Source organism: Pseudomonas sp. R2-37-08W (genome assembly GCF_003851705.1).
Taxonomy (GTDB): domain Bacteria; phylum Pseudomonadota; class Gammaproteobacteria; order Pseudomonadales; family Pseudomonadaceae; genus Aquipseudomonas.
Genome location: NZ_CP027728.1, coordinates 2,965,092 through 2,990,519, shown reverse-complemented (window position 1 = coordinate 2,990,519; position 25,428 = coordinate 2,965,092). Strand labels below are relative to the sequence as shown.

Sequence of the window (25,428 nt, the reverse complement as noted above, 5' to 3'; positions counted from 1 at the left end):
GCCAACTCACGCTCCGAACGCAGGCGCTGCTGGGAAGGCTATGGCTTAAGGGCGTTTTCCTTCACTCGCAGCGCCGTGATGGTCTCGCCGGCAACACCCCAGTTGTCGGTGGGCACCTCGTCAATCACCACGAAGGTCGATGCCGGCGGCTTGTTCAGCACGCTGTGCAACAACGCAGTCACACCTTCGATAAGTTGACGCTTATGCTCAGCGGTCACGCCTTCCTGAGTCACTTTGATGTTTACGTACGGCATGTGCCTGCTCTCCTATTGTTCACCAGGTTCCGGCTGTAGCGCCGCCATCCACGGGCAGGATCGCGCCGCTGACGAATGAGGAGTCGGTCAGATACAGCACCGCATCGACCACATCCTGAGGCGAGCCGATACGGCCACTCGGGCTCATGCCCTTGAGCGCAGCATGGAGTTGCTCGCTGTCGCCATGCATCGGCGTGTTGATAATGCCCGGCGCCACCGCATTGACCTTCACCTGCGCCGCCGCCAGCTCAAGGGCGAGCCCCTGCACGGCATGATTCAGGCCGCCCTTGATCAGCACTGGCAACAGTGCCGGAACCTTGATATTGGGCTGCATGGCTATGGATGCCGTAATCGCAATGATGTGACCGCTTTGGTTGGCGGCCATATGCCTGGCTGCCAGTTGGGCTGGGTAGAAAAAGCCCTTCAGGTTAGTGTTGATCATGGCGTCCACATCGGCCTCGGTGTATTCACCTACCGGCTTGGGGATGAAGATGCCGGCATTGCTGATCAGGATGTCGACCTTGCCGAAAGCAGCCACGGCCTGATCGAACAAGGTCTGTGCGGTTTCCGGCTTGGCGATATCGCCTGCCACGAGGATGAAATTGGAAGGATTGCCCAGACGAGCCTCGGCTTCCTGCAGCCGAGCGTGTGTGCGGGCGTTGCCGACTACGTTGTCACCGCGCTCAAGGTAGGCCTTGGCGATGGCAAACCCCAGGCCGCTGGACGCGCCCGTGACGATAACAGTTCGTGCTGCTTTCATAGATGCTCCGCCTGTTGAGGCATTTAATGTGGATGAGGCTGCACTCTAAATGACAACCTGGCGTTGAAAAATGGTGTAGAAAGCATTTCAATTGATACTCCATGTAATGAATAAGAGTGCCATGAGCCGCTATTTCGATGACATCAACCTGGGCAGTATCGAGCTGTTCTGCCTGACCGCCGAAAGTGGCAGCTTCACGGCTGCATCCACCAAGGCAGGCGTGAGCCCGGCGGCAGTGAGCCGCTCGATCGCCCGGCTGGAGGCGCGCCTGGGCGTGGTGTTGTTTGTGCGCACCACGCGGCAAATGCGCCTGACAGAAGGCGGCCGCGCCTACTATGAGCAATGCCAGCAGGCATTGACCCAACTGATAGAGGCTGAACGGGAGATCACCGGTGCCCAGGATGCACCGTCGGGGCGGATACGCATCAGCGCCCCTACTCCCTATGCGCACTATCGGCTGCTGCCCCTGCTGCCGAGCTTCCGCCAGCGTTATCCCCACGTAAAAATCGACATTCATGTGAGCAATCGCAACATCGATTTCGTAGAGGAAGGTTTCGACCTCGCCATCAGAGGACGGCAACCGGACGACTCCGGCTTGATCGCCAGGCGTCTTGAAGACACGGAACTGTTGGTGGTTGCCACTCCCGATTACCTGAAACGCGCCGGTATACCGCAGACCCCGACAGACCTGAACGGCCATGAATGCATCCAGTTCGAAATGCCCAGCAGCGGGCGCAGGTCGCTATGGGCATTTAACATCAACGGCCAGAAGGTGGAATTGGAAACCTCGGGCAACTACACCTGCCAGAGCGACTTCCTCGCTACTGCAACCCTGGCCAAAAGCGGTGCGGGCCTGATGCAGGCGTACCGTTTTACGGTTCAGGACGAGTTGGACAGCGGCGCCCTGCAAGCGGTGCTGACCGAGTACGGCGGTACGACCAGGCCATTTTTACTGATATTTCCGCAAAAAAGGCACCTGCCGCTGCGTGTCAGGGTGTTTATCGACTACTTGATGGAGCATCTGACGCGTTGAATATTACGTCAGGCAAGGCGGTTACTCTTCGTGCAGCCATGCTTCACACATAACTGCGATCACTACTGAGTTCCCTATCACGATAAAACCTGGGAATGCGGCTATTAAGAGAGGGTAAATAGCTCCACTGATGATGACGATCAGACGAGGCTGGCTTGCGATGTAGCCATGCCGAAATCGCCTCGGAGGCGATCGTCAATGCAAGTTGCTGGCCTGGGCATTCATGTCTACCAGAGCCGAAGCTGAATTGGCGTCGATTAGTTCGTTTGAGCAAGAAGCTATCGGGGTCCGGGTTCGCAGAGGAATCCCTGTTCGCTGAAGCGAGTAACACTAGAACCGTATCACCCGCCTCCAAGAGGCTGCCCTCGATAGTGCATCGTTTCGCAACGAATCGCCGGGTGTTTTGCACGGGCGAGTCGTAGCGCGCGACCTCTTTCACCAGGTCTGCAACGAGCATCGGCGCAGCTTGCAAGTCTTCAAGCAGACCAGGGTTACGATTGAGCGCTACAAGGGTATTGCCGATCAGGCCCGCAGTGGCTTCGCAGGTCTGTGACAACAGGCCGATCAGGTTAGCGATCAATGCCTCATCATCTCTCCAGGTGGTGGCTTCGCAGCCGCTCCAGATATGGCTCAAGAAGCGGCTGCGTTGATCGTCCTTACTCAGCAGCGCGCTGAATAACTGGCTTAGCCCAGCGGCTGCGGAATTGGATTCACCGAGTTGAGTTTCATCGCTTAAGGGCGAAAAGCAGGCGACAAAGCTCCGTGTCAGTCGAGCTACTTCCTGAAGCCGGTTGGATGGGAGGCCTAACAAGGCCGCAACGACGCAAACCGGTAACGTGAACATCAACTCATCCGGGTCTTCGAGCGGCTTATCGAGCGTCTCGATCAAGCGTGACGCGATGGCTGCGATGCTTTGCGCCTCTACAGAGGCCAGGGCGGGTTCGATAGCTATCCTGGGGCACAGGTGCCGCGGGCCCTCATTCATGCGCATCAACCGACCGAAAATCATGCCCGCCGCGCCCTGCGCAATGGCAGGCGGTATCGGCTCGTTCAGCGGGCGAACCCGACAGTCGGGGTGCCCCAGAATGGCTTCTACAGCGTTGGCGCTGCTAGCGATCCATAAACGCAAACCTGCATCGAATAACAGGCCTTTTTGTCGCCTGAGGCCCGAGTAATAAGCGTATGGATCAGCATGGGTCGCTGCGTCAAAAGGCGTCATTCCACAAATCCTGTTCACAAAGAACAGCTACTATCGAACATCCTTCATGGCGACGCTTCGCTCAGGAACGAAATATGGACGCTCAAAGCAATGACACCGCGATTTCTCGGGTAGCCGGCGCGATAGCCGAACCTGCGAGAACGAAAATGCTGTGTTCGTTGATGGACGGCCACGCCCGTACCAGTACCGAAATGGCCGTCATCGCCGACGTGAGTGCATCCACGGCGAGCGCGCATTTGGCAAGGCTAAAAGAGGATGGGTTGGTAAAGCTGCACACCCAAGGCAGGCATCGCTACTACAGCCTGGCTGACGCGCAAGTGGCCCAGGCTATTGAAGCTCTCATGGTGATCAGCCAAAACACAGCGACACAATATGTGTCCACGACCCCAACCCGATTGCAGTTCGCGCGCACCTGTTATGACCACATGGCAGGAACACTGGCGGTACAACTGCACGACCATTTCATGGCGTCAGGCTGGTTAACCGTTCCGGTTTCAGGTGAAGGCCTGTATCAGCTTACGACAAGCGGCGAAAAAGCCATGAGCGGTCTCGGTATCGGGATAGAAAAAGCAAGAGCCCAGCGACGCCGTTTCGCGTGCTCTTGCCTGGACTGGAGCATGCGCCGCCCACATCTTGCCGGGGCACTCGGAGCGGCTGTTCTACAGACGGCCATGAGCCGCAAGTGGGTTATCCAGGACCTCGATAGTCGAGCGCTGGCCGTGACATCCAAGGGCCGAAAGGAGCTGTCTGACCGATTCGGGATCATGCTGAGTTCGGCAAAAGGGTGCGAGTAACTCTGGGCGCTCCGCAATACCGTAGCTTGCAGCGCTGCTCATCATTTCGCAGACGCCGCCCTCTCGATCAAGCGAGCAACGGGCGCCGGGTTTGAAACCATCACCACATGGGAGGCGCCCTTCACCACTTCCACGGCTTTAGCCCCTGCTCGCTGGGCCATGAAGGCCAGTGCCTGGGGCGGAATGTTCTTGTCCTTGTCGCCGTAGATAGCCCAGCTTGGAATGTGCTTCCACGCCGGCGTGGTAAACGGCTCATTCAGCGCGGCTTCGGTGACCGGACGCTGGGTGGCGGCCATCACTGCCGCCTCAGCCGCGGGCACGTCAGCGGCGAATTGCGCGTGGAATTTGTCCTGCTGGATGTACAAATCCTTGCCACCCTCATTCAATGGCACCGGTGCCGCGAGGGTTGGCCCCAAGGTGCTGCCGGGAAACTTGCCGGCCAGGCCGGCGACGGTTTCGCCGGTGTCCGGGGCGAACGCACTCACGTAGACCAGCGCCTTGACGTTGGCCTGGTCATTAGCCGCTTCGCTGATGACGTTACCGCCGTAGGAATGCCCCACCAGCACAACGGGCGACTTGATGCTCGCGATCAGTGACGCAACGGATGCGGCATCACTTTTCACACTGCGCAGCGGGTTGGCCGCGGCGACAACGGTGTAGCCATCCTTTTCGAGGATCTTGACCACGCCGTTCCAGCTCGAGGCGTCGGCGAAGGCGCCGTGAACAAGCACGACTGTTGGCTTCTCAGTCCGCGCGAACGCGTCAGCACCGACCAACACAGAGGCAGCGACTGCCAGCGAGGCAATGATTTTCTTCATGGAGAACTCCTTGAACTTGGGGTTATGGGGCGTACCGGGTGAACACGAAATCATGGTTTTTGACGCGCGCTTGATGACAGGCAAAACACGTCTCGTGCTGAGCCTGGTCGACCGCTTTGCCGTTGATAAAACGCCCAAAGCCCCACCCACCGGTCGCCGCGTACTGCTTCGAATCCTTCACCATGACTTGAACCGTGGTGGCCGCACCGGGTATCGAGGCGGGCTCGAATTCCGGCGACTGGACGTGCTTCCACGCCAGTTTCACCAGCACCGTGCCATCGGGAAACGGCAGCGCTGAGTCCTGGTAGGCCTTGATTGCCAGATTATTGCCGACCACGGCGCGCAGTTCATCCAAGGGCGCGGCTTCCTGGGCTGGCGCAATCAGCGGCCACTGGCGATAGCCTTCGGGAATCTTCACGCCGTAGATCGGCGAAGCGTCATCGCCAGCGGAATCGCCCGCTGCGACGCCAGCGACGGTGAGCGCAAGCGCTGCAACAGCCCCGGACAGATGCATGAGTTTCATGGTGACGCTCCCTGTCAGAGATGATCGGCGTCAATCACCGCCTGGGCGAAAGCCTGCGGCGCTTCCTGAGGCAGGTTGTGCCCTATTCCACCGCTGATAAGGCGATACTCATACTTGCCGGTGAACCGTTTTGCATACGCTTCAGCCGGTGGATGGGGCGCACCGTTCGCATCGCCTTCCATCGTGATGGTCGGCACGCTGATGGTAGGGAATGCCGCCAGCTTCTTCTCGATCGCATCGTACCTGGGCTCGCCTTTGATCAAGTCCAGGCGCCAGCGGTAGTTGAACATCGACACGGCCACGTGATCCGGGTTTTGCAGGGATGCCGCGCTGCGGTCAAAGGTGGCGTCGTCGAAATTCCACTTTGGCGACGCCAGCTTCCAGATGAGCTTGGCGAAGTCATGGGTGTTTTTCTCGTAGCCCAGACGCCCGCGCTCGGTTGCGAAGTAGAACTGGTACCACCACTGCAACTCGGCGGCGGGTGGCAGTGGTGCTTTGCCCGCTTCCTGGCTGCCGATCAGGTAACCGCTGACCGCCACCAGGGCTTTCACGCGTTCCGGCCACAGTGCGGCAACGATATCGGCAGTGCGGGCGCCCCAGTCGAATCCACCCAGCACGGCTTTGTTGATCTTCAGCGCGTCCATGAAGTCGATCAGGTCGGTGGCCAGTGCAGCGGGTTGCCCATTGCGAACGGTCTTGGGCGAGAGAAAATGCGTGTCGCCATACCCACGGGCAGACGGGATCAACACCCGATAGCCCTTGCCCGCCAAAGCAGGCGCGACATCAGCGAAGGCGTTGATATCGTAGGGCCAGCCGTGCAGCAAAATAACCACCGGGCCGTCGGCGGGGCCGAGTTCCGCGTAGGAAACGTCCAGCAGACCCGCTTTCACATGCTTGAGGTCACCCAGCGAAGTGTGAGCGCCCGGCGTAATAGCGGCCACCGTCGAGGCCGGTACGTCAGCAGCGCTGGCCTGGGCAAACCCTGCCGCCACGGCGCCCAATTGCAGCAACGCTGCTGCCAGTAGCGAGGGGGCAAAACCCTGCAGGCGGCCGGATTTATTCTGGTTGTTCAGCAAGGTCATCTCCATGATGTTTCTCCGTAGCGAGCCGCCGCATAACGGCCCGGTGTATTGACAGGGTTGGGTAGGCGTTAGTGAGCGGTCTTCGTTACGCCGAGCTTGGCGCGCAGTGGCCGGAAGGCCTCACGCAATTCTTCGCTGAATAGTTGCGGTTGTTCCCAGGAAGCGAAGTGGCCGCCCTTGTTAACCTGGTTGTAGTAGGCCAGTGAGGGGTAAGCGCGTTGCGCCCAGCTTTTGGGGGCTTGATAGATTTCGTGGGGGAAGACCGTGATCGCCACCGGCACCTTGATGCTTGAGGTGTTCTGCGCGGCGGCGCTGAAATTGTTGTTGTTGTTTTCCCAGTAGAAACGCGATGACGATGCGCCGACGTTCGTCAGCCAGTACAGGCTGATATCGTCCAGCATCTCGTCGCGGCTAAGTACCCGCTCAGGCTGACCGTTGCTGTCGGTCCAGGCGGCGAACTTTTCGTACATCCACGCCGCCGTACCGGTGGGCGAATCGGCCAGCAGGTAGCCGATGGTCTGCGGGCGGGTCACCATCATCGCGCCGTATGCCGCGTTGCGGCCGAAGAAGGTACTCAGGGACTCAAACGCCTTGCGTTCAGGCTCGCTGAGCCCGACAGGTGCCGGGTCACCACTGTTGATCGGCTTGACCAGCTCGGGCGGAATGGTGGCCGGCATGTTCAAGTGAATGCCCAACAGACCCGGCGGATTCAGGCGACCCAGCGCATCCGATATCACCGAGCCGTGATCACCACCCTGGGAAACATAGTGGGAGTATCCGAGACGCTTCATGAGCACATCCCACGCCTTCGCGACGCGATCCGGCCCCCAGCCCAATTCAGTGGGCTTGCCGGAAAAGCCGTGTCCGGGGATCGAGGGGATGATCACGTCGAACGAATCTTCGACCTTACCGCCGTAAGCCACAGGGTCGGTCAGCGGGCCGATGGTCTTCAGGAACTCGAACTGCGAGCCCGGCCATCCGTGTGTCAGCAGCAGCGGCATCGCGTTGGGGTTGCGCGAGCGGACATGGATGAACTGAATATCCACGCCGTCGATGGTGGTGATGAATTCAGGCAGCGCATTGAGCTTCGCTTCGGCCTTGCGCCAGTCATAGCCGTTGCCCCAATACTTCACCAACGCCTGAACCTGGGCCAACTGCACGCCTTGGGAGACGTCATTGACCGTCTCTTTGTCTGGCCAGCGGGTCGCGGCGATGCGCTGTTTCAGATCGGTCAGTTGAGCTTCATCGACATGAATTCGGTAAGGCCGAATTGATTCGGGTTGGGTCGCGGCCGAACTGGCAACTGACGCTTCGGCGGCCCAGGCACCGCCGCTGCCTGCGACCAGGGCCAAACCAAACACGCCCATCCTCACGGGGTTTTTCCAAGGCATAACGAGATCTCCGAGCGTTAGATGAGCCATCAATTGAAGAGGGACTGCGCCTTCTCGATGTGTTCATTTAACGCCCCGCAGGTATCCCGTATGTGTCACCAACCGCCTTGAACGAATCACTGTGTATCGGGCCGGGGCGCAGATACACAACGATACAAACCCACCCAGGCGAGTCTGGTGCAAAAGTTTTACCAGCTGCAAACCGCCACCTGGATATACTCGACGCCACCTTCTTCAACGCCGTTAAACAGGGATAAAGGTGAGTCAAGTGGAGCACGTAGATCACATCCTCATCGTCGACGATGACCGCGAGATCAGAGAGCTGGTGGGGAACTATCTTCAGAAAAACGGACTGCGCACGACGGTAGTGGCGGACGGTCGCCAGATGCGGGCCTTTCTGGCGTCCACGCCGGTCGACTTGATTGTGATGGACATCATGATGCCCGGAGACGATGGGCTGGTGCTGTGTCGGGAACTGCGCGCAGGCAAGCATAAGGCCACACCGATTCTGATGCTGACCGCGCGCAATGACGATACGGATCGAATCATCGGCCTGGAGATGGGCGCCGACGATTACCTGGCCAAGCCATTTGTCGCCCGGGAGTTACTGGCGCGAATCAATGCCGTGCTCCGCCGCACCCGCATGTTGCCGCCCAACCTGATTGTCACCGAAGCAGGCCGGCTGCTCGCATTCGGCAAATGGCGGCTGGACACCACCGCTCGACACCTGCTGGACAGCGAAGGCACCATCGTGACGTTAAGTGGCGGCGAGTATCGCTTGCTGCGGGTCTTCCTCGATCACCCCCAGCGCGTGCTGAACCGCGATCAACTGCTCAACCTCACCCAGGGCCGGGACGCCGACCTCTTCGACCGATCGATTGACTTGCTCGTCAGCCGGCTGCGCCACCGGCTGCAGGACGACGCCCGCGATCCCGCCTACATCAAGACTGTTCGCAGCGAGGGCTATGTCTTTACCTACGCGGTGCAAGTGTCAGGAGCACAGCCATGACCATGACGCGCTGGCCGCGCACGTTGGCCTCGCGGTTGACACTGATCTTCCTGGTGAGCCTGGCGGTGGCCCATGGATTGTCATTCGGGTTGCAGTTCTATGAGCGCTACCAAAGTGCCAAGATGTTGATGCTGGACAATTTCGAACAAGACCTGACCACCTCACTGGCGATACTCGAGCGGTTACCGGCCAATGAGCGTGAGGCCTGGTTGCCGCGCCTGGAACACCCCAACTACCGATACCAACTGGATGAGGGCCAGCCGGGCACGCCAATGGACATGACCAGGGCGCCTGTCTCCGTGCGTTCCATGCAAGCCACGCTGGGCCGGGACTACCCACTGAGTTTCAGCGATATTGCCGATGCGCGCCCTCATTATCAGGCCCACTTGCGCCTCAAGGACGGCAGCCCCCTGACGATTGATGTGCGACCCGCGGTGATGCCGCTATCACCGTGGCTGCCAGCAGTGCTGGTGGCGCAACTGTTGCTGCTCTTGCTCTGTACCTGGCTCGCCGTACGCACGGTCATACGGCCACTGACGCGGCTTTCCCAAGCGGTAGACAGCCTCGATCCGAATGGCCAGGGCGAACCGCTCAAGGAGGAAGGGCCAATCGAAGTGGCCTACGCGGCCGTCGCCTTCAATACCCTGCAGGAGCGCATCGCAACTTACGTCAAGGAACGCATGCAGCTATTGGCAGCGATTTCCCACGACCTGCAAACCCCGATCACACGGATGAAGCTTCGCGCGGAGTTCATGGACGATTCGATGGAAAAGGACAAGCTCTGCAACGACCTGGAGGAAATGCAGCACCTGGTCCAGGAAGGTGTGGCCTACGCGCGGAGCATGGCGGGTTCCAATGAGCCAAGCCGGCGCGTGGATGTCGATTCCTTTCTGGAAAGCCTGGTCTTTGACTACCTCGATACCGGCAAGCAAGTGACGTTAAAGGCTGACGGCGGCGCAGCCATCGATACTCGCCCCCATGCGCTGCGCAGGGTGTTGGTCAACCTCTTGGACAATGCTTTGAAGTTCGGATCAGAGGTGCAAATCATCGCGCAGCGCCAGCCGGACGGTGGGCTGCTGATTCAAGTGCTGGACCGTGGCCCCGGCATACCTGACCACCAATTGCCCGACGTGTTGAAGCCGTTTTATCGCGTGGAGAACTCGCGAAACCGGGAAACCGGTGGTACAGGACTGGGCCTGGCGATTTCGCAACAACTGGCAGTTAGCCTGCAAGGCTCTCTGCGCTTGGTTAACCGGGACGGCGGCGGCCTGTGTGCGCAGTTGACACTGCCGCCAACCCTGAAACTTTCCGCAAAGACGCCTATGGATCATCCCCAATAGTCATCAACCCTTGTTCTTAGCCTCCGCCAGCAACTGCTGGATCACTTTTTCCTGAGTGTCATAGCTGCCTTCGCCGAAGTGGGTGTAGCGGATCTTGCCTTCGGCGTCGACGAGGTAGTGTGCGGGCCAGTATTGATTGTCGAATGCACGCCAGATCGCATAGTTGTTGTCGATCGCGATCGGGTACTTGAGGCCCAGCTTTTCTACGTTTTTGCGCACGTTGTCTATCACCCGTTCAAAGGGATACTCCGGGGTGTGCACGCCGATGACAACCAGCCCCTCCTTCTCGTATTTGCGTGCCCATTCGTTCACATAGGGAATGCTGCGCTGGCAATTGATGCAGTCGAACGTCCAGAAGTCCACCAGCACCACCTTGCCCCGCAAGGCCTCCTTGCTCAGCTCCGGTGAATTCAGCCACTGGACGGCACCCGACAGGGACGGCATTTCACCCTTGGCACTCAGGTCAGGTGTGGTCGCGGCCTTGACGTTGTCCACCAGGTAATCAGCGACTTTGGGCACACCGCTCAGCAGCGACTGCTCCAGCCTGGCAGCGCCCTGGGATGAAGTGCCGGCAAGCAGTTGGCTTTGTGAGCCACTGGCGATCAGCCCCGCAACCACCAGCGCGGCCAGCCCTGTGCCGCGTCGCAGCCAGGCAATCACGGGCAGCGACAACTTCAACCGAGACACCAGGCCTCGGCCCGCGAAGATCAGCACGCCCAAGGAGACGGCACTGCCCAAGCCGTAGGCCAACAGCAGCAGGCTGGTGTGCGCGCTCGGGCCTTGAAGCATTGCGCCGGTCAGGATGATCCCGAGGATGGGCCCCGCGCACGGTGCCCAGAGCAAGCCGGTTGCGACCCCGATCAGCAGCGATGCGCCGGGCCCCGACAATCTGCGCGTGGCGGGATCGAGGCGATTACCCAGTGCCGTCAACGGCCGCATCAATCCATTACCCACCTTGGCGGAAAGCAACGACAGGGCGAACACTACCAGCACCACCAGCGCGAGCTGGCGACCAATACCGTTGGCTGTTACCACCCAGTCACTGCTGATCACGGCGAGGCTGGACACGAGGGCAAAGGTCAGCGCCAGGCCAAGCAGGGTCCACAACACTGACGCTGGCGAGCGGTCAGCACGGGCGAATAAAAACGGCACGACGGGAAGAATGCACGGGCTGAGTACCGTGACGATGCCGCCGAGAAAGGCGATCAAGAACATGGCGCTACCTGCTCAATTGGCCGAGGGGGTGTCCCTCGCTGGAGCCAATTGAACCGCCTGCAGGTATCGCGGATGTGTCGGTAAAGCGGTCTATTGAATCCGCAAGTATCCGCATGGCCTGTAGATACACTGCGATACGGAACTGCTAGCGCCCACTCAGCACGCCATAGATCTCAGCAACCACCTGCGCCGTGGCGTCCTCGATCCATCCTTCGTTACGGCATAGCACCCAACCGTGATCGGCAACCGCTTGCTCGAACCCCAGCGTGCAGGCCACCTGTTCTTCCAGGGAGTGCAGCACCGTACTGCCCAGCCCACGTGTTCGTGCTGCCGCCCTCGCCCATGACGTTTCAGCGTCAGTGACTACCCCGACATGCAGGTCTGGCACTTGCACGCCTCGCTCGATGTTCAACTTTAGAATCTGCGCGAACGGAGTCAGGCGCCGAAACGCCGCATCAGACGGGTACCAGCGGTCAATCAGGATGATGCTGTCAGAGGGCTGTTTGGGCAGTACATGCCGGGAAATCCAGCCACGGCTATCAGCAAATCGCTCACACACCGCCAACTCCAGTGCCGGGCTGGGATGCCTGACGAGCTGGTTGACCAGCGCCATGGTTTCACCCCGATGGGGATCGCTCTTTTTTTCGCACAGTCGGATCACCTTTTTGCCGTCTGCCCTCAATGCTGAGGTAACAGCCTCCAGCAGCGTGGTCTTGCCGGTGCCCTTGGGCCCGTCCAGCGAAATGAACAGCGGGCGACTCATTTGGCCTGCTCCATGGTGGACATCGTGTTGGCAGTCAAAGCTTTTTGTAGGAGCGAGCTTGCTCGCGAAAAACGCCCAGGCAATGCGTTCATTCTGGATAAACGCGGGGGCCCTGATTTTTTCGCGAGCAAGCTCGCTCCTACAGTGACCTGAAATCGCATTACCTCGTCACCAGCAGCCGTAAATGGCCCCTGAACTTGCAGGATTCAATCAATCGGACCGATATTGATCGTGCGATCAGCGCCCAGCCCCTCGACCTTGGCGAGGATTTCGCTGGGCGTGTCCGCGGAAAACGTCAGCACATAGCCCATGCCGCTGCCGTCTTCTTCCACCGAAGCCACCCACAACTCGACTTCATCGGCGGCCAGGCCTATGGCATTACCGATCGAACGGTTGCGCGCTTCTGAATCGGTGTCGCCCGCTGCGTAATCAATCATGGGTAAACCTCCTCGCGTCTGTGTGATCGTTGTTATCACCATAGACGCACGAGGCAGCGCAGGGTTCGTTTTCTTGTCTCACACACGCACACCCGCCGTTCATCACCCCTGCCCTGTGTTTTTTTAAACTCTTGAATTTACGCTGATCAAAACAGGTGTGAACGCTTCAATCACACTGACAATCGGAGGACTCATGAACCACGCCACCCCGGATTTGCCATGCGCCTGCCCAGGCTGCAGTTGCCAGGTAACCGATGCCGCGCGCTATGAACGCGACGGTAAAGCCTTTTGCAGCCAGGCCTGCGCCGACCTGCACCCACGCGGCCAGGCATGCCCCAGTGCCGAATGCCATTGCGAGTCGCATGTAAAGGTGCAGGACCGCGCTGTCAGCGATAGCCAGCTTGACGAGGCCATCGAAGAAACCTTCCCGGCGAGCGATCCCATTTCACCCTGATCGGGCGATCCGCATGGGGCGTTGCTTTATCAACTGAACCGAATATCCAACGCACGCAGGTAGGTTTGCAGCCCCGCGTCCTGGATCGGGATGAGGAACGCCTCGGTGTCGGATTCATTGAAGTGCGCATGCCAATACCCAGGCGGCGTCACGAACGCCAGGCCGGGCGACCAGTCGACCCTTGCCGGATTGCGGATTTGCCCATCCGTGTCCAGCTCGGTGCCGACCAGGGAGTAGCAGCCTCGCGGGCAGTCAATGATGAAATCCAGGGCAATCGACTGGTGCCGGTGGGGCTTTTGCACCGATCCGGCCGGCAAAATGCCGTACATCGCCCACAGTACGTGGGTAACGGTGCGCGTTTGGGGAAAGTTGCGATTGCCCAGCAGGATACTGATGCGGCTGCGGTCCTGGGCACGCGGGTCATCCGCCGCTTCGCGCAGCTTGGCGTTGGCCAGCGCTGCGGGGTACAGCGTCGGTGTGAAGCGATCTGCACTGGGTACCACCCCGAGGTAGCGCAGCAACGGTTCATCGTGCACGTAGTAAAGGCGTGCATCCGCGCTGGCACTGAAGTGCGCCGCCTGCAAACCCGGCAGCGCGATAAAGCAGCCTCTGGACCATTGAATCTCATGCTCGGCCTGCACCACGCGGCCCTCCCCGGCGATCACGTAGAACACCTGGGAGGTCGCGTTGGGTTGCACGGTCAGTGTGTCGCCACGGTTGAGTCGCATAAAGTTGGCGCACAATCCGGGACCTGTGGCCGGGCCTTCGCAGCCCAGGGCGTCGCTGAGGTCCAGCGGCACGACGCGTGAAGGGCCGCTGTCATACAGCGCGGCAGGAAAACTGTGGTAGGGAATGCGCGGTATGAGATTGGCACTGATGGGGTTGGCGGCCTTGCTGTACTCGAAGTACTCGGCGTCCACTTGGTGGGGATCGGACAATGCGCGGCTCAATTCACGGTTCATCAGGCTCACCTCAGTCTTCGGCGGGTTTGCACAGCGCCGTTGAGTGCGCTGTGGGGGTGAGTGAACTATAGGCATAGCGCGCCGGCGGATGCATCCCTTGATCCGCACGGCAGTCAGGTCAAACGATGGCAGCGGCTTAACGCCGTGCAAACTGCGGAATTTCCAGCCCCAGGCGCTCGCGTAACGTACTCCCTTCATACGCGGTCCGGTAAACACCGCGTTCCTGTAGCAACGGTATGACTTCTCGGGTAAAGCGAGTGAACTGCTCCGGGTGCCCGATGTAGATGTTGAAACCATCCACGGCGCGGGCGTGCAGCCAATCCGCCATTTTTTGCGCCACCGTGTCAGCCGTGCCGGTGAAGGCTCCCGGACGCAATTGGCGACCAAACTCGACGGCCTGGCGCAGGCTGAAACCCTTCTCGCGGGCCTGATCGGCGATGCGTTTGGCAGCAGTGAAAAAGCTGCTGCGCGCAGCCTCCAGGCTTTCTTGAGGGAATGGCGCATCCAGGTCGTACTGGCTGAAGTCATGCCAGCCGAAATTACGCCCGAATTCTTTCAGCGCAAGCGCAAAACTATGGTCGACTTGATGATAATGCTGCTCGATTTCGCGGGCGTGGGCATCGGTGTCGCCCACATAGATTTCCGCGCCGGGCATGATCAGTAACTGCTCCGGATCGCGCCCGCGTTGCAGCGCCCTGCCCTTTATATCCCGGTAAAACGCCTGGCCCTGCTCGATGCTGGCGGCATGGGTGAAGATGACGTCGGCGGTAGCGGCGCCCAGGTCGCGGCCTTGTTCGGAATCCCCGGCCTGGAAGATCACCGGCTGCCCCTGGGGTGAGCGCTGGATGTTCAGCGGGCCGACCACCGCAAAGTGCTCGCCTTGGTGATTCAGGCTATGCAGCTTGCTCGGATCGAGAAACTGGCCGGTGGCGCGGTCGCGCACGAAGGCGTCGTCCTCATAGGAGTTCCACAGCCCCTGCACCACCTGGACGTGTTCGGCGGCGCGGCTGTAACGCGTGGTGTAGTCATAATGCTCATCAAGGCTGTAATTGCCGGCGGTACCGGCATCGCCGCTGGTCACCACGTTCCAGCCGGCGCGGCCTTTGCTGATCAGGTCCAGGGAAGCCAGGCGCCGCGCAACGTTATACGGCGCGTTGTAGGAGGTGGTCAGCGTACCGACCAGGCCGATATGCCGCGTGCTCACGGCCAGCGCCGACAACAGCGTCAGCGGCTCGAGGCGATTGAGGTAATGGGAAGGCGAGCCGGGGGTGATGAACTGGCTGTCGACGATAAAGATCAAGTCGAACAACGCCGCCTCGGCCTGGCGCGCGATATCGATGTACCAGTCGATGTTCACGCTGGCGTCGGCCGGCAATTGCGGGTCGAGCCACAGGTTGTGGCGGCCCGGCCCACCGCAACCCATGGTCAAGGCGCCCAGTTTGAGCTGTCGTTTGGTCATGTCAGAGAGATTCCTTGGTGTATTCAGGGTTGTGCCTGGGCGACGGCGGGCTGCAGGGCCGCGGCGAATGACGGGTCGAACAGGCTGGCGGCCGGGTAAGCCTTGATCAGCCCTTCGCTGGCGAAGAAGTCCACGGTCTTTTGCGCCTCGACCGGTGCCTGGGCGGTCAGCGGTTCGACCGTGGTGCGTGCCCGGGCAAACCAGGCGCGGGCGATTTCAGCGTCGGCGCGGGTGCGTTTGGCCCATGCGTCAGCGTAGGCGTTGGTGTTGGCCGGGCTCTGGCGTGCCCAGTCACGGGCTTTTTTCAGGCGCTGGAGAAAGTCGTTGATGGGCGCGCGTTTTTCGTCGACCGCCGTGGCGTTGGCGGCGATAAAACTCTGGGCGGGAATCAACCCCTCGGCCGTCGCGAGTACCCGTGCACCTTGGCGTTCCTGCTGGGTCACATAAGGCTCCCAGGTGGCGATGACATCGACCGAGCCGCCTTCGAGCGCATGGGACGCATCCAGTGCGCTGAGGTAACGCAACTGCAGCGCGTCGCGGGCAACGCCGGCGTTATCCAGTGCGCTCAGCAGCAGTTGCTGGCTCCAGGAGCCTTTCCAGATGGCTGCACGTTTGCCCGCCAGGTCTGCCAGGCTGTGGATCGACGAGTCCTGCTTGACCAGAATCGCCACGCCCGCCAGGTTTTGCCGGCTGACGGCGATTACCTTGATCGGCGCGCCCAATGCGCCCAGGAACAACACCGGCGCGTCGCCGAGCAGGCCGATATCCAGGCTGCCGACGTTGAGCGCTTCGGCCACCGGCGATCCGGCCGTGAACTGCTTCCATTCAAGGGTGTAGGGAAGATCCTCAAGCACCCCCGCCGCTTCCATCGCGGCTTGGGCGTTATAGCTTTGATCGCCCACTACCAGCGTTTGCGCATGGGCGGTGAGGCAGATCAATGCGGCGGCCATGCCGGTCGCCAGTTTTGACAGGTAACGCACGTTCGTCTCCAGATGCCATGGGAGGCACGTCAAGTCGATCCGCGCGTGCGGTCTCGGCGATAGTCGTAAGGGGCATTACGATGAGGTTATAAGAAAGACATGTAAAATATTTATATTGCATAACGTAATTCACTAAAAATGCACATATTGCATTTTATTCGCGCATCGCCGCGCGAGACGCATCGTGCGCCTTCAAACGTCATCAACCCCTGCCCGTCTGCGTGGTAATCTCACGCCACCACGAATAGACATTGATCGTCACTTGACGATGACCAAAGCCAGGAAAGAACATGCCCAAGATTTCTCACTCAGCGCTGCGCCGTCACTTCCGCGAACTGCTTGCCACGCCCATCTGTGTTGAAACCGCCTCGGTTTTCGACCCCATGTCCGCCCGTATCGCGGCCGACCTGGGTTTTGAAGTGGGTATTCTCGGCGGCTCCGTCGCTTCCCTGCAGGTACTGGCGGCACCTGATTTTGCGTTGATTACCCTGAGTGAGTTCGTCGAACAGGCCACCCGCATCGGCCGCGTCGCACAGTTGCCGTTCATTGCAGACGCCGACCACGGCTACGGCAATGCCCTGAACGTGATGCGTACGGTTGAAGAGCTGGAACGCGCTGGCGTCGCGGCGCTGACCATTGAAGATACCCTGCTGCCTGCGCAATTCGGGCGTAAATCCACGGACCTGATCTCCGTCGAAGAAGGCATCGGCAAGGTCAAGGCGGCTCTGGAGGCGCGTGTCGATCCTGAACTGTCGATCATTGCCCGCACCAACGCCGGCGTATTGCCCACCGAAGACGTGATTGCGCGCACCCAGGCCTATGAAAAGGCCGGCGCCGATGGCATCTGCATGGTCGGCGTCAAAGACTTCGACCACCTGGAGAAAATCGCCGAGAACCTCACGGTGCCGCTGATGCTGGTGACCTACGGCAACCCCCAACTGCACGACAGCGAGCGCCTGGCGAGCCTGGGCGTGCGCATCGTGGTGGCCGGGCATGGCGCCTACTTTGCTGCGATCAAGGCCACTTACGACAGCCTGCGCGCGCAACGGCAGTTGACCCACAGCACTTCCAACCTCAGCGCGACCGAGCTGACCCACACCTATACATTGCCGGAGAGCTATGTGGCGTGGGCTGAGGAGTTCATGGACGTGAAAGAGTAAACCCCTGGTTTGCCCCAGGTGGTTTTTTCAGGGACCATGGCGCCTTTTCGTTCCTGCCAACATGAGGCGCCCATGGCCAACCACGACCTGACCTTCACACCCGATCCGGATGCCGATTCGATCTCCTCCGACGTGATCGGCTTCAACGGCATCCTGGTCTCCACCCAGATTCCAACCCACGCCGACGGCAGCCTGGAGCTGGGCGATATCACGCTGCAAAGCGAATGCACCCTGCAAGCGCTGAAAGTCGCGCTGGAAAAAGCCGGCAGCTCCATGGACCGGGTGATGCACCTGACCATCTACCTGACCGACATGGCCGACCGCGCCGCGTTCAACGAAGTCTACAAACGCTTTTTCGCCAAGCCATGGCCGGTACGGGCTGCGGTGGGTGTTGCCGCGTTGGCTGTAGAAGGTATGCGTGTTGAAGTAACGGCAATGGCTGCCAAGGCCTGACTGGGTCAAAACTGTGGGAGGGGGCTTGCCCCGATGAGGCAGTGTCAGCAAGTGCATGTGTAACTGACCCACCGCCATCGGGGGCAAGCCCCCTCCCACATTGGTTCGGCGCATGCCGACAGCCTTGGTAAACACAGTGAGAAGGTCTCGGAGCCAACCGGTTCGGGATGCCGTACTCGGTCAGAACTGTGGGAGGGGGCTTGCTCCCGATGGGGCAGTGTCAGCAAGTGCATGTGTGACTGACCCACCGCCATCAGCGGCAGGTCCATGAGCCCGACAGCCCTGTGGTAGATGCCGGTAAGACTTTTCGCAGCTACAATGCCCGCCTCGACCGTGACAAGCCTGACTAAAAAAACTATGTCCTTGCCCAAGCATCACCTGGAATTGCTCAGCCCTGCCCGCGATGTGGCCATCGCACGCGAGGCTATCCTGCATGGCGCCGACGCCATTTATATCGGCGGGCCGAGCTTCGGCGCGCGTCACAATGCCTGTAACGAAGTGAGCGATATCGCGCAACTGGTGGAATTCGCCCGCCGTTACCACGCTCGCGTTTTCACCACCATCAACACCATCTTGCATGACAACGAGCTGGAGCCGGCGCGCAAGCTGATCCACCAGCTCTACGACGCCGGTGTCGATGCGTTGATCGTGCAAGACCTGGGCGTGATGGAGCTGGATATTCCGCCCATCGAGCTGCACGCCAGCACCCAGACCGATATTCGCACCCTGGGCCGGGCAAAGTTTCTCGACCAGGCCGGTTTCTCCCAGTTGGTGCTGGCGCGCGAGCTGAACCTGCAAGAAATCCGCGCCATCGCCGATGAGACCGAGGCCGCGATTGAGTTCTTCATCCATGGCGCCTTGTGCGTGGCGTTCTCCGGGCAGTGCAATATTTCCCACGCGCAGAACGGCCGCAGCGCCAACCGTGGCGATTGCTCCCAGGCGTGCCGCCTGCCGTATACCTTGAAAGATGACCAGGGCCGCGTCGTCGCCTTTGAAAAGCACCTGCTGTCGATGAAAGACAACAACCAGAGCGCCAACATTCGCGCGTTGGTCGAAGCCGGCGTGCGTTCGTTCAAGATCGAAGGCCGCTACAAGGACATGGGCTATGTGAAGAACATCACCGCCTACTACCGCCAGCGCCTCGACGAAATCCTCGAAGACCGCCCGGACCTGGCCCGCGCTTCCAGCGGGCGTACCGCACACTTCTTCCTGCCCGACCCGGAAAAAACCTTCCACCGTGGCAGTACCGACTACTTTGTCAGCGACCGCAAGATCGATATCGGCGCCTTCGACACCCCGACCTTCACCGGCCTGCCGGTGGGTGTGGTGGAAAAAGCCGGCAAGCGCGACTTGCAGGTGGTCACCCATGAGCCGCTGTCCAACGGCGACGGCCTCAATGTGCTGGTCAAGCGTGAAGTGGTGGGGTTCCGCGCCAACATCGCCGAGCCCAAGGGCGAATTCGAGGAAGACGGCGAGAAGCGCTATCGCTACCGCGTCGAACCGAACGAAATGCCGGCGGGCCTGCACCAGCTGCGCCCGAATCACCCGTTGAACCGCAATCTGGACCACAACTGGCAACAGGCGCTGCTCAAGACCTCGTCCGAGCGTCGTATCGGCCTGACCTGGGCGGCTCGTCTGCGCGAAGAACAGCTGGAAGTCACCGCTAGCAGCGAAGAAGGCATCAGCGCCAGCGTCACCCTGCCCGGCCCGTTTGGCGTGGCCAACAAACCGGAGCAGGCGCTGGATACCTTGCGCGACCTGCTCGGCCAACTCGGTACTACCGAGTACCACGCCACCCGCATCGAACTGGACGCGCCGCAGGCATTCTTCATTCCCAACTCGCAGCTCAAGGCGCTGCGCCGTGAAGTGATCGAAGCCCTGACCGTCGCTCGCGTCGCCGCGCACCCGCGGGGTGCACGCAAAGCCGAGACCACGCCGCCGCCGGTGTACCCGGACGCGCACCTATCGTTCCTGGCCAACGTCTACAACCAGAAGGCCCGCGATTTTTACCACCGTCACGGTGTGAAGCTGATCGATGCCGCCTTCGAGGCCCACGAAGAAACCGGCGAAGTGCCGGTGATGATCACCAAGCACTGCCTGCGTTTCTCGTTCAACCTGTGCCCTAAACAGGCCAAGGGCGTGACGGGGGTGAAGACCAAGGTGGCGCCGATGCAGTTGATCCATGGCGATGAGGTACTGACGCTGAAGTTCGACTGCAAACCGTGCGAAATGCATGTGGTCGGCAAGATCAAGGGGCATATCCTCGGATTGCCGCAGCCGGGCAGCGCGGTGGAGCATTTCAACCCGGAAAATATCATCTTTCAGGGCACGCACTGACCCTCTGCAAGCGGGGCCACCACCAGCCCCGCTGCAACCCTGCCGCCGCCAGCAGAATCGCCGCCACGCCCAACCATTGCAGCCATCCCAGGCGATGTCCGAAGGCAATCCAGTCGACGAAAATCGCCGCAATCGGGTAGATGAACGACAAGGCGCCGGTCATCGCAGTCGGCAGCTTCTGTATCGCCCCGTACAACAACACATACATCAACCCGGTGTGCACCAGGCCGAGGGTGGCGAGTGCCGCCCAGGCATCGGTCGATGCGGGCAAGTGGTCCCAAGGCACCAGCGGCGCCAGCAATACCGCGCCGGTAGTCACCTGGATCAACGCCATCAAATGCGGCGGCACTTGCTTGAGTTGCTTGATGATCAGCGCTGCAATCGCATACAACAACGCCGCGCCCAGGGCCAGTGCAATGCCGGCCAAGTAGTCATCGCCAGCCGGTTGTTCACCATGGGCCGTGACGATGGCCAGCATGCCCAGGAACGCCACGCTCAGCCAAGCCATCTTCTGCAGGGTGATTTTCTCACCGAGAAACAGCGCCGCCAGCATCACCAATAGAAACGGTTGCACGTTGTACACCGCCGTACTGATGGCGATTGACGCACGCGAGTAGGATTCGAACAGCAGCAGCCAGTTGCCGACGATGGCCACACCGCTGAGTACCGCCAGCCCGAACTTGGCCCAACTGAGCAAGTCCAGCCTCAAGTAGCCGAGCCATGCGCACACCAGCAGCAGCGCCAGCGCGCCGATCACGCAGCGCCAGAACACCACTTCGATCACCGACACGCCGGACACCAGCACAAACCAGCCGATGGTGCCGGAGATCAGCATGGCGGCGATCATTTCCCAGGTTCCGCGACGGACAGCTGTATCCATGATTGATGCTCCTCAAGTGAGGCTCAATTATGGCAAGCTGGCTCACAGCCGCTCCAGTGACTAAAAAAGGCCAAAACCTCAAACTACCTTTTCTTATTAGGCGAACAGCATGATTGACACCATCGACCAGCAACTGATCGCCGCCTTGATGGATGACTCGCGTCTGTCCCTCAAAGCCCTGGCAGGTATCACCGGGCTGTCTTCGCCAAGCGTCGGCGAGCGCTTGCGCCGCCTGGAGGAGCGCGGCGTGCTGACCCACTACACCGTCGATATCGATCCCAAACACTTTGGCTACCTGCTGCAAGCCATCGTGCGCATCCGCCCGCTGCCCGGCAAGTTGCAGGAAGTGGAACGGCAGATTCAGGCAATCCCCGAATTCACCGAATGCGACAAAGTCACCGGCGAAGACTGCTTCATCGCCCGCCTGCATGTGCGCACCATGGACCACCTGGACAGCCTGCTCGACCGGATCAACGGGTATGCCGAAACCAACACCGCCATCGTCAAGAAAACCCCGGTCAAGCGGCGCTTGCCGCCGCTGACTGACTGAAAGTGCACTGCACAAACATGTGGGAGGGGGCTTGCTCCCGATAGCGGAGTGTCAGTTTCAGATGCGCTGACTGACACTCCGCTATCGGGAGCAAGCCCCCTCCCACACTAGACTGCTCCAGCCGTCGATTTAATCCTGGAGCGCTTTCGCTGCAGCGAGCAACCCCTGGAATTTGCCATACCGCGCCGCCAATACCGGCTGCACCCCCTCATCAGGTACATACCGCGCCTTCACCGGCATCCCCGCCGCCAGCAAATCAGCGCCCTCCCCGATGGCCATGAACCCCAATTTCGCCGCCCCGATGCACGCGCTCAGTTCGCTGCCATGCAGGGTAAAAACCTCCCGCTGCAGAATGTTCGCCAGCAGTTGCGCCCAATACTCACTGCGCGCCCCTCCGCCGACGAGCGCGAAGGATTTGACCTCAGCCCCGGTCGACTGCACCGCGCGCCAGGCGTCGAGCAAGCCAAAACCCACGCCTTCCATCACCGCATAGCCAAGCATCGCCGGTGCGCAGTCATGGCCAAGCCCCATGAAGCCGCCGCGCAGCAAGGGGTCGTTATGCGGCGTACGCTCACCCGCCAGATACGGCAGAAACAACGGGGTGGACAGCGGCACCGGGTGCTCGATCGGCAGTTGCGCCTGCACCTGGTCCAACAGCGTTTGTTCATCCGCCATGCCCGTCAGGCGCGTTACCCAGCGCAAGCAACTGGCGCCGGCCAGCATGGCGCCCATGGTGTACCCGCGCTCGGGCAGCGCATGGCAGAAGCTGTGCACCGCACTGGCCGGGTTGCCGGCGGCGTGAGCGGTAATCGCGACAATCGCCGCGCTGGTGCCCAGGGTGATAAACCCGTCACCGGCATCAATAGCGCCGATCCCGACGGCCGCTACCGGGTTATCGCCGCCGCCCCCGGCGATCACCACCTGCGGCGACAAGCCCAAGCCAGCGGCTGTGACACAAGCACTGGCGGCACCGCCCTCCACCAGCCTGGGCATCTGCTTAGGCGTCAGGCCGGTCGCGTGCAGCATCGGGGTAAACCACTCACGCCGCGCCACATCCAGCCACAGGGTGCCGGCGGCGTCCGACATCTCGCTGATCCGCTCCCCGCACAGGCGCAAGCGCAGGTAATCCTTGGGCGACAGCACGCAATCAATCGCCTTGAACACCTCGGGCTCATGCTGTTGCAGCCAGAGTAGTTTCGGCGCGGTCAACCCGGCCATCGGCAAGCTGCCGGTGATCTCGGCATAGCCGGTGCCCAGTTGTTCTGCCTGCAAGACTGCACGGGAGTCGTCCCACAGGATTGCCGGGTACAACACGCGGTTGTCGGCCCCCAGCAATACCGCGCCGTGCATCTGCCCCGACAGGCCGATACAGGCCACGCGGGCAAACGCCTCGTGGGTGCGCAGTGAGTCCAGTGCCTGCAGGCAGGCCTGCCACCAGTCTTCGGGCGCCTGCTCGGACCAGCCGCCATGGCGGCGCGACACACTCAAGTGCACGCCCGCGCGGGCCAGCACGCTGCCGTCGAGGTCCATGAGGATGGCTTTGAGTTCGGAGGTGCCAAGGTCTATACCAAGGGAAACAGGACGGTTCATACGGGGTGGGTCCGATCAATCACAGCCACAGGAATTACGCACCTGCAGGCGTGGCGCCAGGCGCACGCTGTGCTTGGGTGCAGTGGGGGTCGCCATGCGTTGCAGCAACAGCTCGACAGCGCGGGCTCCAAGTTGCTGGACCGGCTGGGCGATCAAGGTCAGGCGCGGCACGAAAAAGTCCGCCCATTCGAAATCATCGAAGCCGACCAACGCCATTTGCCCCGGCACGTCGATGTGGGCGTCACGCAGAGCGTGCATGGCGCCGAGGGTCATCAGGTTATTGCCGGCCATGATGGCGGTCGGCGGTTCGGCCAGGCTCAGCAACTGTCGGGTGGCCTGGCGGGCCGGCTCGGTATTGGAGCCGCCGTTGACCAGCAACTGCGGATCGAACGCCAGCCCCGCCGCCTGCAACGCGGCCTGGTAGCCCGCCACCCGCTCATCGGTGGTGCTGAAGCCCGCACGACCGGCGATAAAGCCGATGCGCCGGTGCCCGTGGGCGATCAGGTGCTCGATCAACGCCTGGGTGGCCTGGCTATTCTCCACCCCGACCTGATCGAACTGCTCGCTCATCATGCGATCCACCAGCACCGCAGGCAGCTCATTGGCGCGCAGGTAGTCCAGCGCCAACGAGCCGTTCGACGGCGCCAGCACAATCCCATCGACCCGCCGGTGATGCAGCGCGGTGACCACGCGCAATTCCTGCTCCGGATCGTCGTGGGTGTCGACAAACAGCATCATGTAGCCGTGCCGGGCGCACTCGGTTTCAATCGCGTGCACCGTCTCGCTGAAGTAATGGTTGGACAGCGCCGAGATCGCCACGCCAATAGTGTTGGTGGTGGAACGGGCCAGCGCGCGCGCCAGGGTGTTGGGGATGTAGCCCAGCTCCCGGATCGCACGCTGTACCGCCTGCACCGTGGCCGGGCTGACCTTGCGGGTGCCGTTCAACACGTGGGACACGGTCGACGGCGACACGCCGGCCCTGCTTGCCACGTCGTCCATGGTGACCACGGCGCGCCCCCCTTGAGTCAATCAGTGCTTGCTCGACCAGCCGCTGTAGCTGCCGACGTTGTCGCGGGTGATGAGTTTGGGCGTGAGCAGGGTCACCGCTTCGGCCGGGGCCTTGTCATTGAGCAGGTCATTACCGACGTTCACCGCCGTCTGGGCCATGGCCCACGGGTCCTGGCTGGCGGAGGCCTGGATCTGTGTGTCGGTCTTGAGCGCATTCTCGATATCCGGCGCGCCGTCCACCGAGGTAATAATGATGCCGCTGCGCTTGAGCTGCTTGGCCGCCAGGTCGCTGCCGATGGCTTGCGGGTCGTTGATCGCGAACAGGCCGTCGATTTTCGGGAAGCGTGTCAGGTAACCCTGCATCGCGTTCAGGCCGCCTTCGCGCGAGCCCTTGGCGTCCTGGTCATCGGACAGCAGCTTGATATCCGGCGCGGTGGCCAGTGCGGCCTTGCAGCCTTTGACGCGGTCGGTCACGGCGGTGACTTGCGGGCCGTTCTGGATGATCACATTGCCTTTGCCCGACAGCTTGTCCACCAAGTACTGGCAGGCCAGCTTGCCAGCTTCGACGTTGTCGGTCTGCACCGTGGCGTTCACACCCTTGGCGTCCACATCTACCGCCACCACCACAATGCCGGCGTCGCGGGCTTTCTTGATCGCCGAGGCCATGGCGGACGGGTCGACGGCGTTGATCAGGATCAGGTCGACCTTGGACGAGATGAAGTTGTCGATCTGCGAGAACTGCTTGCTCAAATCATAGTCAGCCGACACCGATGTCACCTTGACGTTGGGGTTGAGTGCCTTCGCCCGCGCCGTGGCGCCGTCGGCCAGGGTCACGAAATACGGGTTGCCCAAAGAGCCCATGCTGATGCCCAGGGCCTTGAGTTCACGGGCCTGCACGGCCTGGGACATCAGGGCAGCCAAGGCAATGACGGGGAAGATATGTTTGACGTTCATGGC

The 25,428-nt window shown here is 61.0% G+C and carries 26 protein-coding genes; 9 read left to right on the top strand and 17 right to left on the bottom strand.

Translation table 11 applies throughout. The annotated features are described in order from the left end of the window. Positions 1–38: 38 nt before the first annotated feature. Both C4J93_RS13690 and C4J93_RS13685 read right to left on the bottom strand, forming a co-directional pair. Positions 39–254, bottom strand: a complete 216-nt coding sequence (locus C4J93_RS13690; RefSeq protein WP_124367070.1) for a 4-oxalocrotonate tautomerase family protein — start codon at positions 252–254, stop codon at positions 39–41. A gap of 19 nt (positions 255–273) precedes the next feature. Continuing rightward, positions 274–1,014: an SDR family NAD(P)-dependent oxidoreductase gene (locus C4J93_RS13685; protein WP_124429623.1), complete on the bottom strand. Its 741-nt coding sequence runs from the start codon at positions 1,012–1,014 to the stop codon at positions 274–276. A 121-nt stretch (positions 1,015–1,135) separates the two neighbouring features. On the opposite strand from C4J93_RS13685, the gene C4J93_RS13680 reads away from it, so the two are divergent. Then, positions 1,136–2,047 (top strand): LysR family transcriptional regulator, encoded by a 912-nt coding sequence (locus C4J93_RS13680; RefSeq protein WP_124429622.1) that lies wholly within the window; start codon positions 1,136–1,138, stop codon positions 2,045–2,047. Positions 2,048–2,090: 43 nt separating this feature from the next. Here C4J93_RS13680 and C4J93_RS13675 read toward each other — a convergent pair whose 3' ends face one another. Continuing rightward, complete coding sequence (locus C4J93_RS13675; protein ID WP_164485256.1) at positions 2,091–3,266, bottom strand: cytochrome P450; 1,176 nt, start codon at positions 3,264–3,266, stop codon at positions 2,091–2,093. 74 nt (positions 3,267–3,340) lie between these two features. Here C4J93_RS13675 and C4J93_RS13670 point away from each other — a divergent pair, with 74 nt between their 5' ends. Next, positions 3,341–4,060: a helix-turn-helix transcriptional regulator gene (locus tag C4J93_RS13670; protein ID WP_124370723.1), complete on the top strand. Its 720-nt coding sequence runs from the start codon at positions 3,341–3,343 to the stop codon at positions 4,058–4,060. A 41-nt stretch (positions 4,061–4,101) separates the two neighbouring features. Here C4J93_RS13670 and C4J93_RS13665 read toward each other — a convergent pair whose 3' ends face one another. From C4J93_RS13665 to C4J93_RS13650, 4 genes are all read right to left on the bottom strand, one after another. Then, positions 4,102–4,878, bottom strand: coding sequence for an alpha/beta fold hydrolase (locus C4J93_RS13665; protein ID WP_124370722.1), 777 nt, complete (start codon positions 4,876–4,878; stop codon positions 4,102–4,104). Between the two features lie 22 nt (positions 4,879–4,900). Next, complete coding sequence (locus C4J93_RS13660; RefSeq protein WP_124429621.1) at positions 4,901–5,401, bottom strand: cytochrome P460 family protein; 501 nt, start codon at positions 5,399–5,401, stop codon at positions 4,901–4,903. A 14-nt stretch (positions 5,402–5,415) separates the two neighbouring features. After that, on the bottom strand, positions 5,416–6,489 hold the full coding sequence (locus tag C4J93_RS13655) for an alpha/beta fold hydrolase (protein ID WP_124429620.1): 1,074 nt from the start codon (positions 6,487–6,489) through the stop codon (positions 5,416–5,418). Positions 6,490–6,551: 62 nt separating this feature from the next. Beyond that, positions 6,552–7,874: an epoxide hydrolase family protein gene (locus C4J93_RS13650; RefSeq protein ID WP_256660067.1), complete on the bottom strand. Its 1,323-nt coding sequence runs from the start codon at positions 7,872–7,874 to the stop codon at positions 6,552–6,554. 268 nt (positions 7,875–8,142) lie between these two features. On the opposite strand from C4J93_RS13650, the gene C4J93_RS13645 reads away from it, so the two are divergent. Together C4J93_RS13645 and C4J93_RS13640 are read left to right on the top strand one after the other, a co-directional pair. Further along, the gene (locus C4J93_RS13645; RefSeq protein WP_124362883.1) at positions 8,143–8,883 is read left to right on the top strand and encodes a response regulator; all 741 of its coding nucleotides are present in this window, start codon (positions 8,143–8,145) and stop codon (positions 8,881–8,883) included. Beyond that, entirely contained in the window at positions 8,880–10,223 is a 1,344-nt protein-coding gene (locus C4J93_RS13640; protein WP_124429618.1) for a HAMP domain-containing sensor histidine kinase, read from the top strand. Before C4J93_RS13645 ends, C4J93_RS13640 begins: the two co-directional genes overlap by 4 nt. A 3-nt stretch (positions 10,224–10,226) precedes the next feature. Here C4J93_RS13640 and C4J93_RS13635 read toward each other — a convergent pair whose 3' ends face one another. From C4J93_RS13635 to C4J93_RS13625, 3 genes are all read right to left on the bottom strand, one after another. Beyond that, entirely contained in the window at positions 10,227–11,438 is a 1,212-nt protein-coding gene (locus tag C4J93_RS13635) for a cytochrome c biogenesis protein DipZ (protein WP_124429617.1), read from the bottom strand. A 145-nt stretch (positions 11,439–11,583) separates the two neighbouring features. After that, entirely contained in the window at positions 11,584–12,201 is a 618-nt protein-coding gene (locus C4J93_RS13630; protein WP_124429616.1) for a dTMP kinase, read from the bottom strand. Positions 12,202–12,407: 206 nt separating this feature from the next. After that, positions 12,408–12,638: a DUF317 domain-containing protein gene (locus C4J93_RS13625; protein ID WP_124404185.1), complete on the bottom strand. Its 231-nt coding sequence runs from the start codon at positions 12,636–12,638 to the stop codon at positions 12,408–12,410. A gap of 193 nt (positions 12,639–12,831) precedes the next feature. Between C4J93_RS13625 and C4J93_RS13620 the strand changes: the two genes are divergently transcribed. Beyond that, positions 12,832–13,092, top strand: coding sequence for a metallothionein (locus C4J93_RS13620; RefSeq protein ID WP_177413533.1), 261 nt, complete (start codon positions 12,832–12,834; stop codon positions 13,090–13,092). Between the two features lie 29 nt (positions 13,093–13,121). On the opposite strand, the gene C4J93_RS13615 is transcribed toward C4J93_RS13620, so the two are convergent. The 3 genes from C4J93_RS13615 to C4J93_RS13605 all read right to left on the bottom strand — a co-directional run bounded on the left by C4J93_RS13615 (position 13,122) and on the right by C4J93_RS13605 (position 16,493). After that, positions 13,122–14,054, bottom strand: a complete 933-nt coding sequence (locus C4J93_RS13615; protein WP_124429615.1) for a cupin — start codon at positions 14,052–14,054, stop codon at positions 13,122–13,124. 136 nt (positions 14,055–14,190) lie between these two features. Next, positions 14,191–15,513, bottom strand: a complete 1,323-nt coding sequence (locus C4J93_RS13610) for an LLM class flavin-dependent oxidoreductase (protein WP_124429614.1) — start codon at positions 15,511–15,513, stop codon at positions 14,191–14,193. 23 nt (positions 15,514–15,536) lie between these two features. Further along, positions 15,537–16,493, bottom strand: coding sequence for an ABC transporter substrate-binding protein (locus C4J93_RS13605; protein ID WP_124429613.1), 957 nt, complete (start codon positions 16,491–16,493; stop codon positions 15,537–15,539). A 290-nt stretch (positions 16,494–16,783) separates the two neighbouring features. Here C4J93_RS13605 and C4J93_RS13600 point away from each other — a divergent pair, with 290 nt between their 5' ends. From C4J93_RS13600 to C4J93_RS13590, 3 genes are all read left to right on the top strand, one after another. Beyond that, the gene (locus C4J93_RS13600; protein WP_124362864.1) at positions 16,784–17,653 is read left to right on the top strand and encodes an oxaloacetate decarboxylase; all 870 of its coding nucleotides are present in this window, start codon (positions 16,784–16,786) and stop codon (positions 17,651–17,653) included. A 72-nt stretch (positions 17,654–17,725) separates the two neighbouring features. Then, positions 17,726–18,106: a RidA family protein gene (locus tag C4J93_RS13595; RefSeq protein ID WP_124404182.1), complete on the top strand. Its 381-nt coding sequence runs from the start codon at positions 17,726–17,728 to the stop codon at positions 18,104–18,106. A gap of 357 nt (positions 18,107–18,463) precedes the next feature. After that, on the top strand, positions 18,464–20,443 hold the full coding sequence (locus C4J93_RS13590; protein WP_124429612.1) for a U32 family peptidase: 1,980 nt from the start codon (positions 18,464–18,466) through the stop codon (positions 20,441–20,443). On the opposite strand, the gene C4J93_RS13585 is transcribed toward C4J93_RS13590, so the two are convergent. Next, positions 20,421–21,323: a DMT family transporter gene (locus C4J93_RS13585; RefSeq protein WP_124429611.1), complete on the bottom strand. Its 903-nt coding sequence runs from the start codon at positions 21,321–21,323 to the stop codon at positions 20,421–20,423. The genes C4J93_RS13590 and C4J93_RS13585 overlap by 23 nt on opposite strands. A 109-nt stretch (positions 21,324–21,432) precedes the next feature. On the opposite strand from C4J93_RS13585, the gene C4J93_RS13580 reads away from it, so the two are divergent. Further along, positions 21,433–21,873 (top strand): Lrp/AsnC family transcriptional regulator, encoded by a 441-nt coding sequence (locus C4J93_RS13580; protein WP_124362860.1) that lies wholly within the window; start codon positions 21,433–21,435, stop codon positions 21,871–21,873. Positions 21,874–22,002: 129 nt separating this feature from the next. Here the strand turns inward: C4J93_RS13580 and xylB are convergent, their stop codons facing one another. Genes xylB through C4J93_RS13565 form a run of 3 tightly spaced genes read right to left on the bottom strand, consistent with a single transcriptional unit; the run spans position 22,003 to position 25,425 of the window. After that, positions 22,003–23,463, bottom strand: a complete 1,461-nt coding sequence (gene xylB / locus C4J93_RS13575) for a xylulokinase (protein ID WP_124429610.1) — start codon at positions 23,461–23,463, stop codon at positions 22,003–22,005. A gap of 15 nt (positions 23,464–23,478) precedes the next feature. After that, entirely contained in the window at positions 23,479–24,471 is a 993-nt protein-coding gene (locus C4J93_RS13570; RefSeq protein ID WP_124429609.1) for a LacI family DNA-binding transcriptional regulator, read from the bottom strand. 21 nt (positions 24,472–24,492) lie between these two features. Continuing rightward, on the bottom strand, positions 24,493–25,425 hold the full coding sequence (locus C4J93_RS13565; RefSeq protein WP_124429608.1) for an ABC transporter substrate-binding protein: 933 nt from the start codon (positions 25,423–25,425) through the stop codon (positions 24,493–24,495). Positions 25,426–25,428 lie beyond the last annotated feature (3 nt).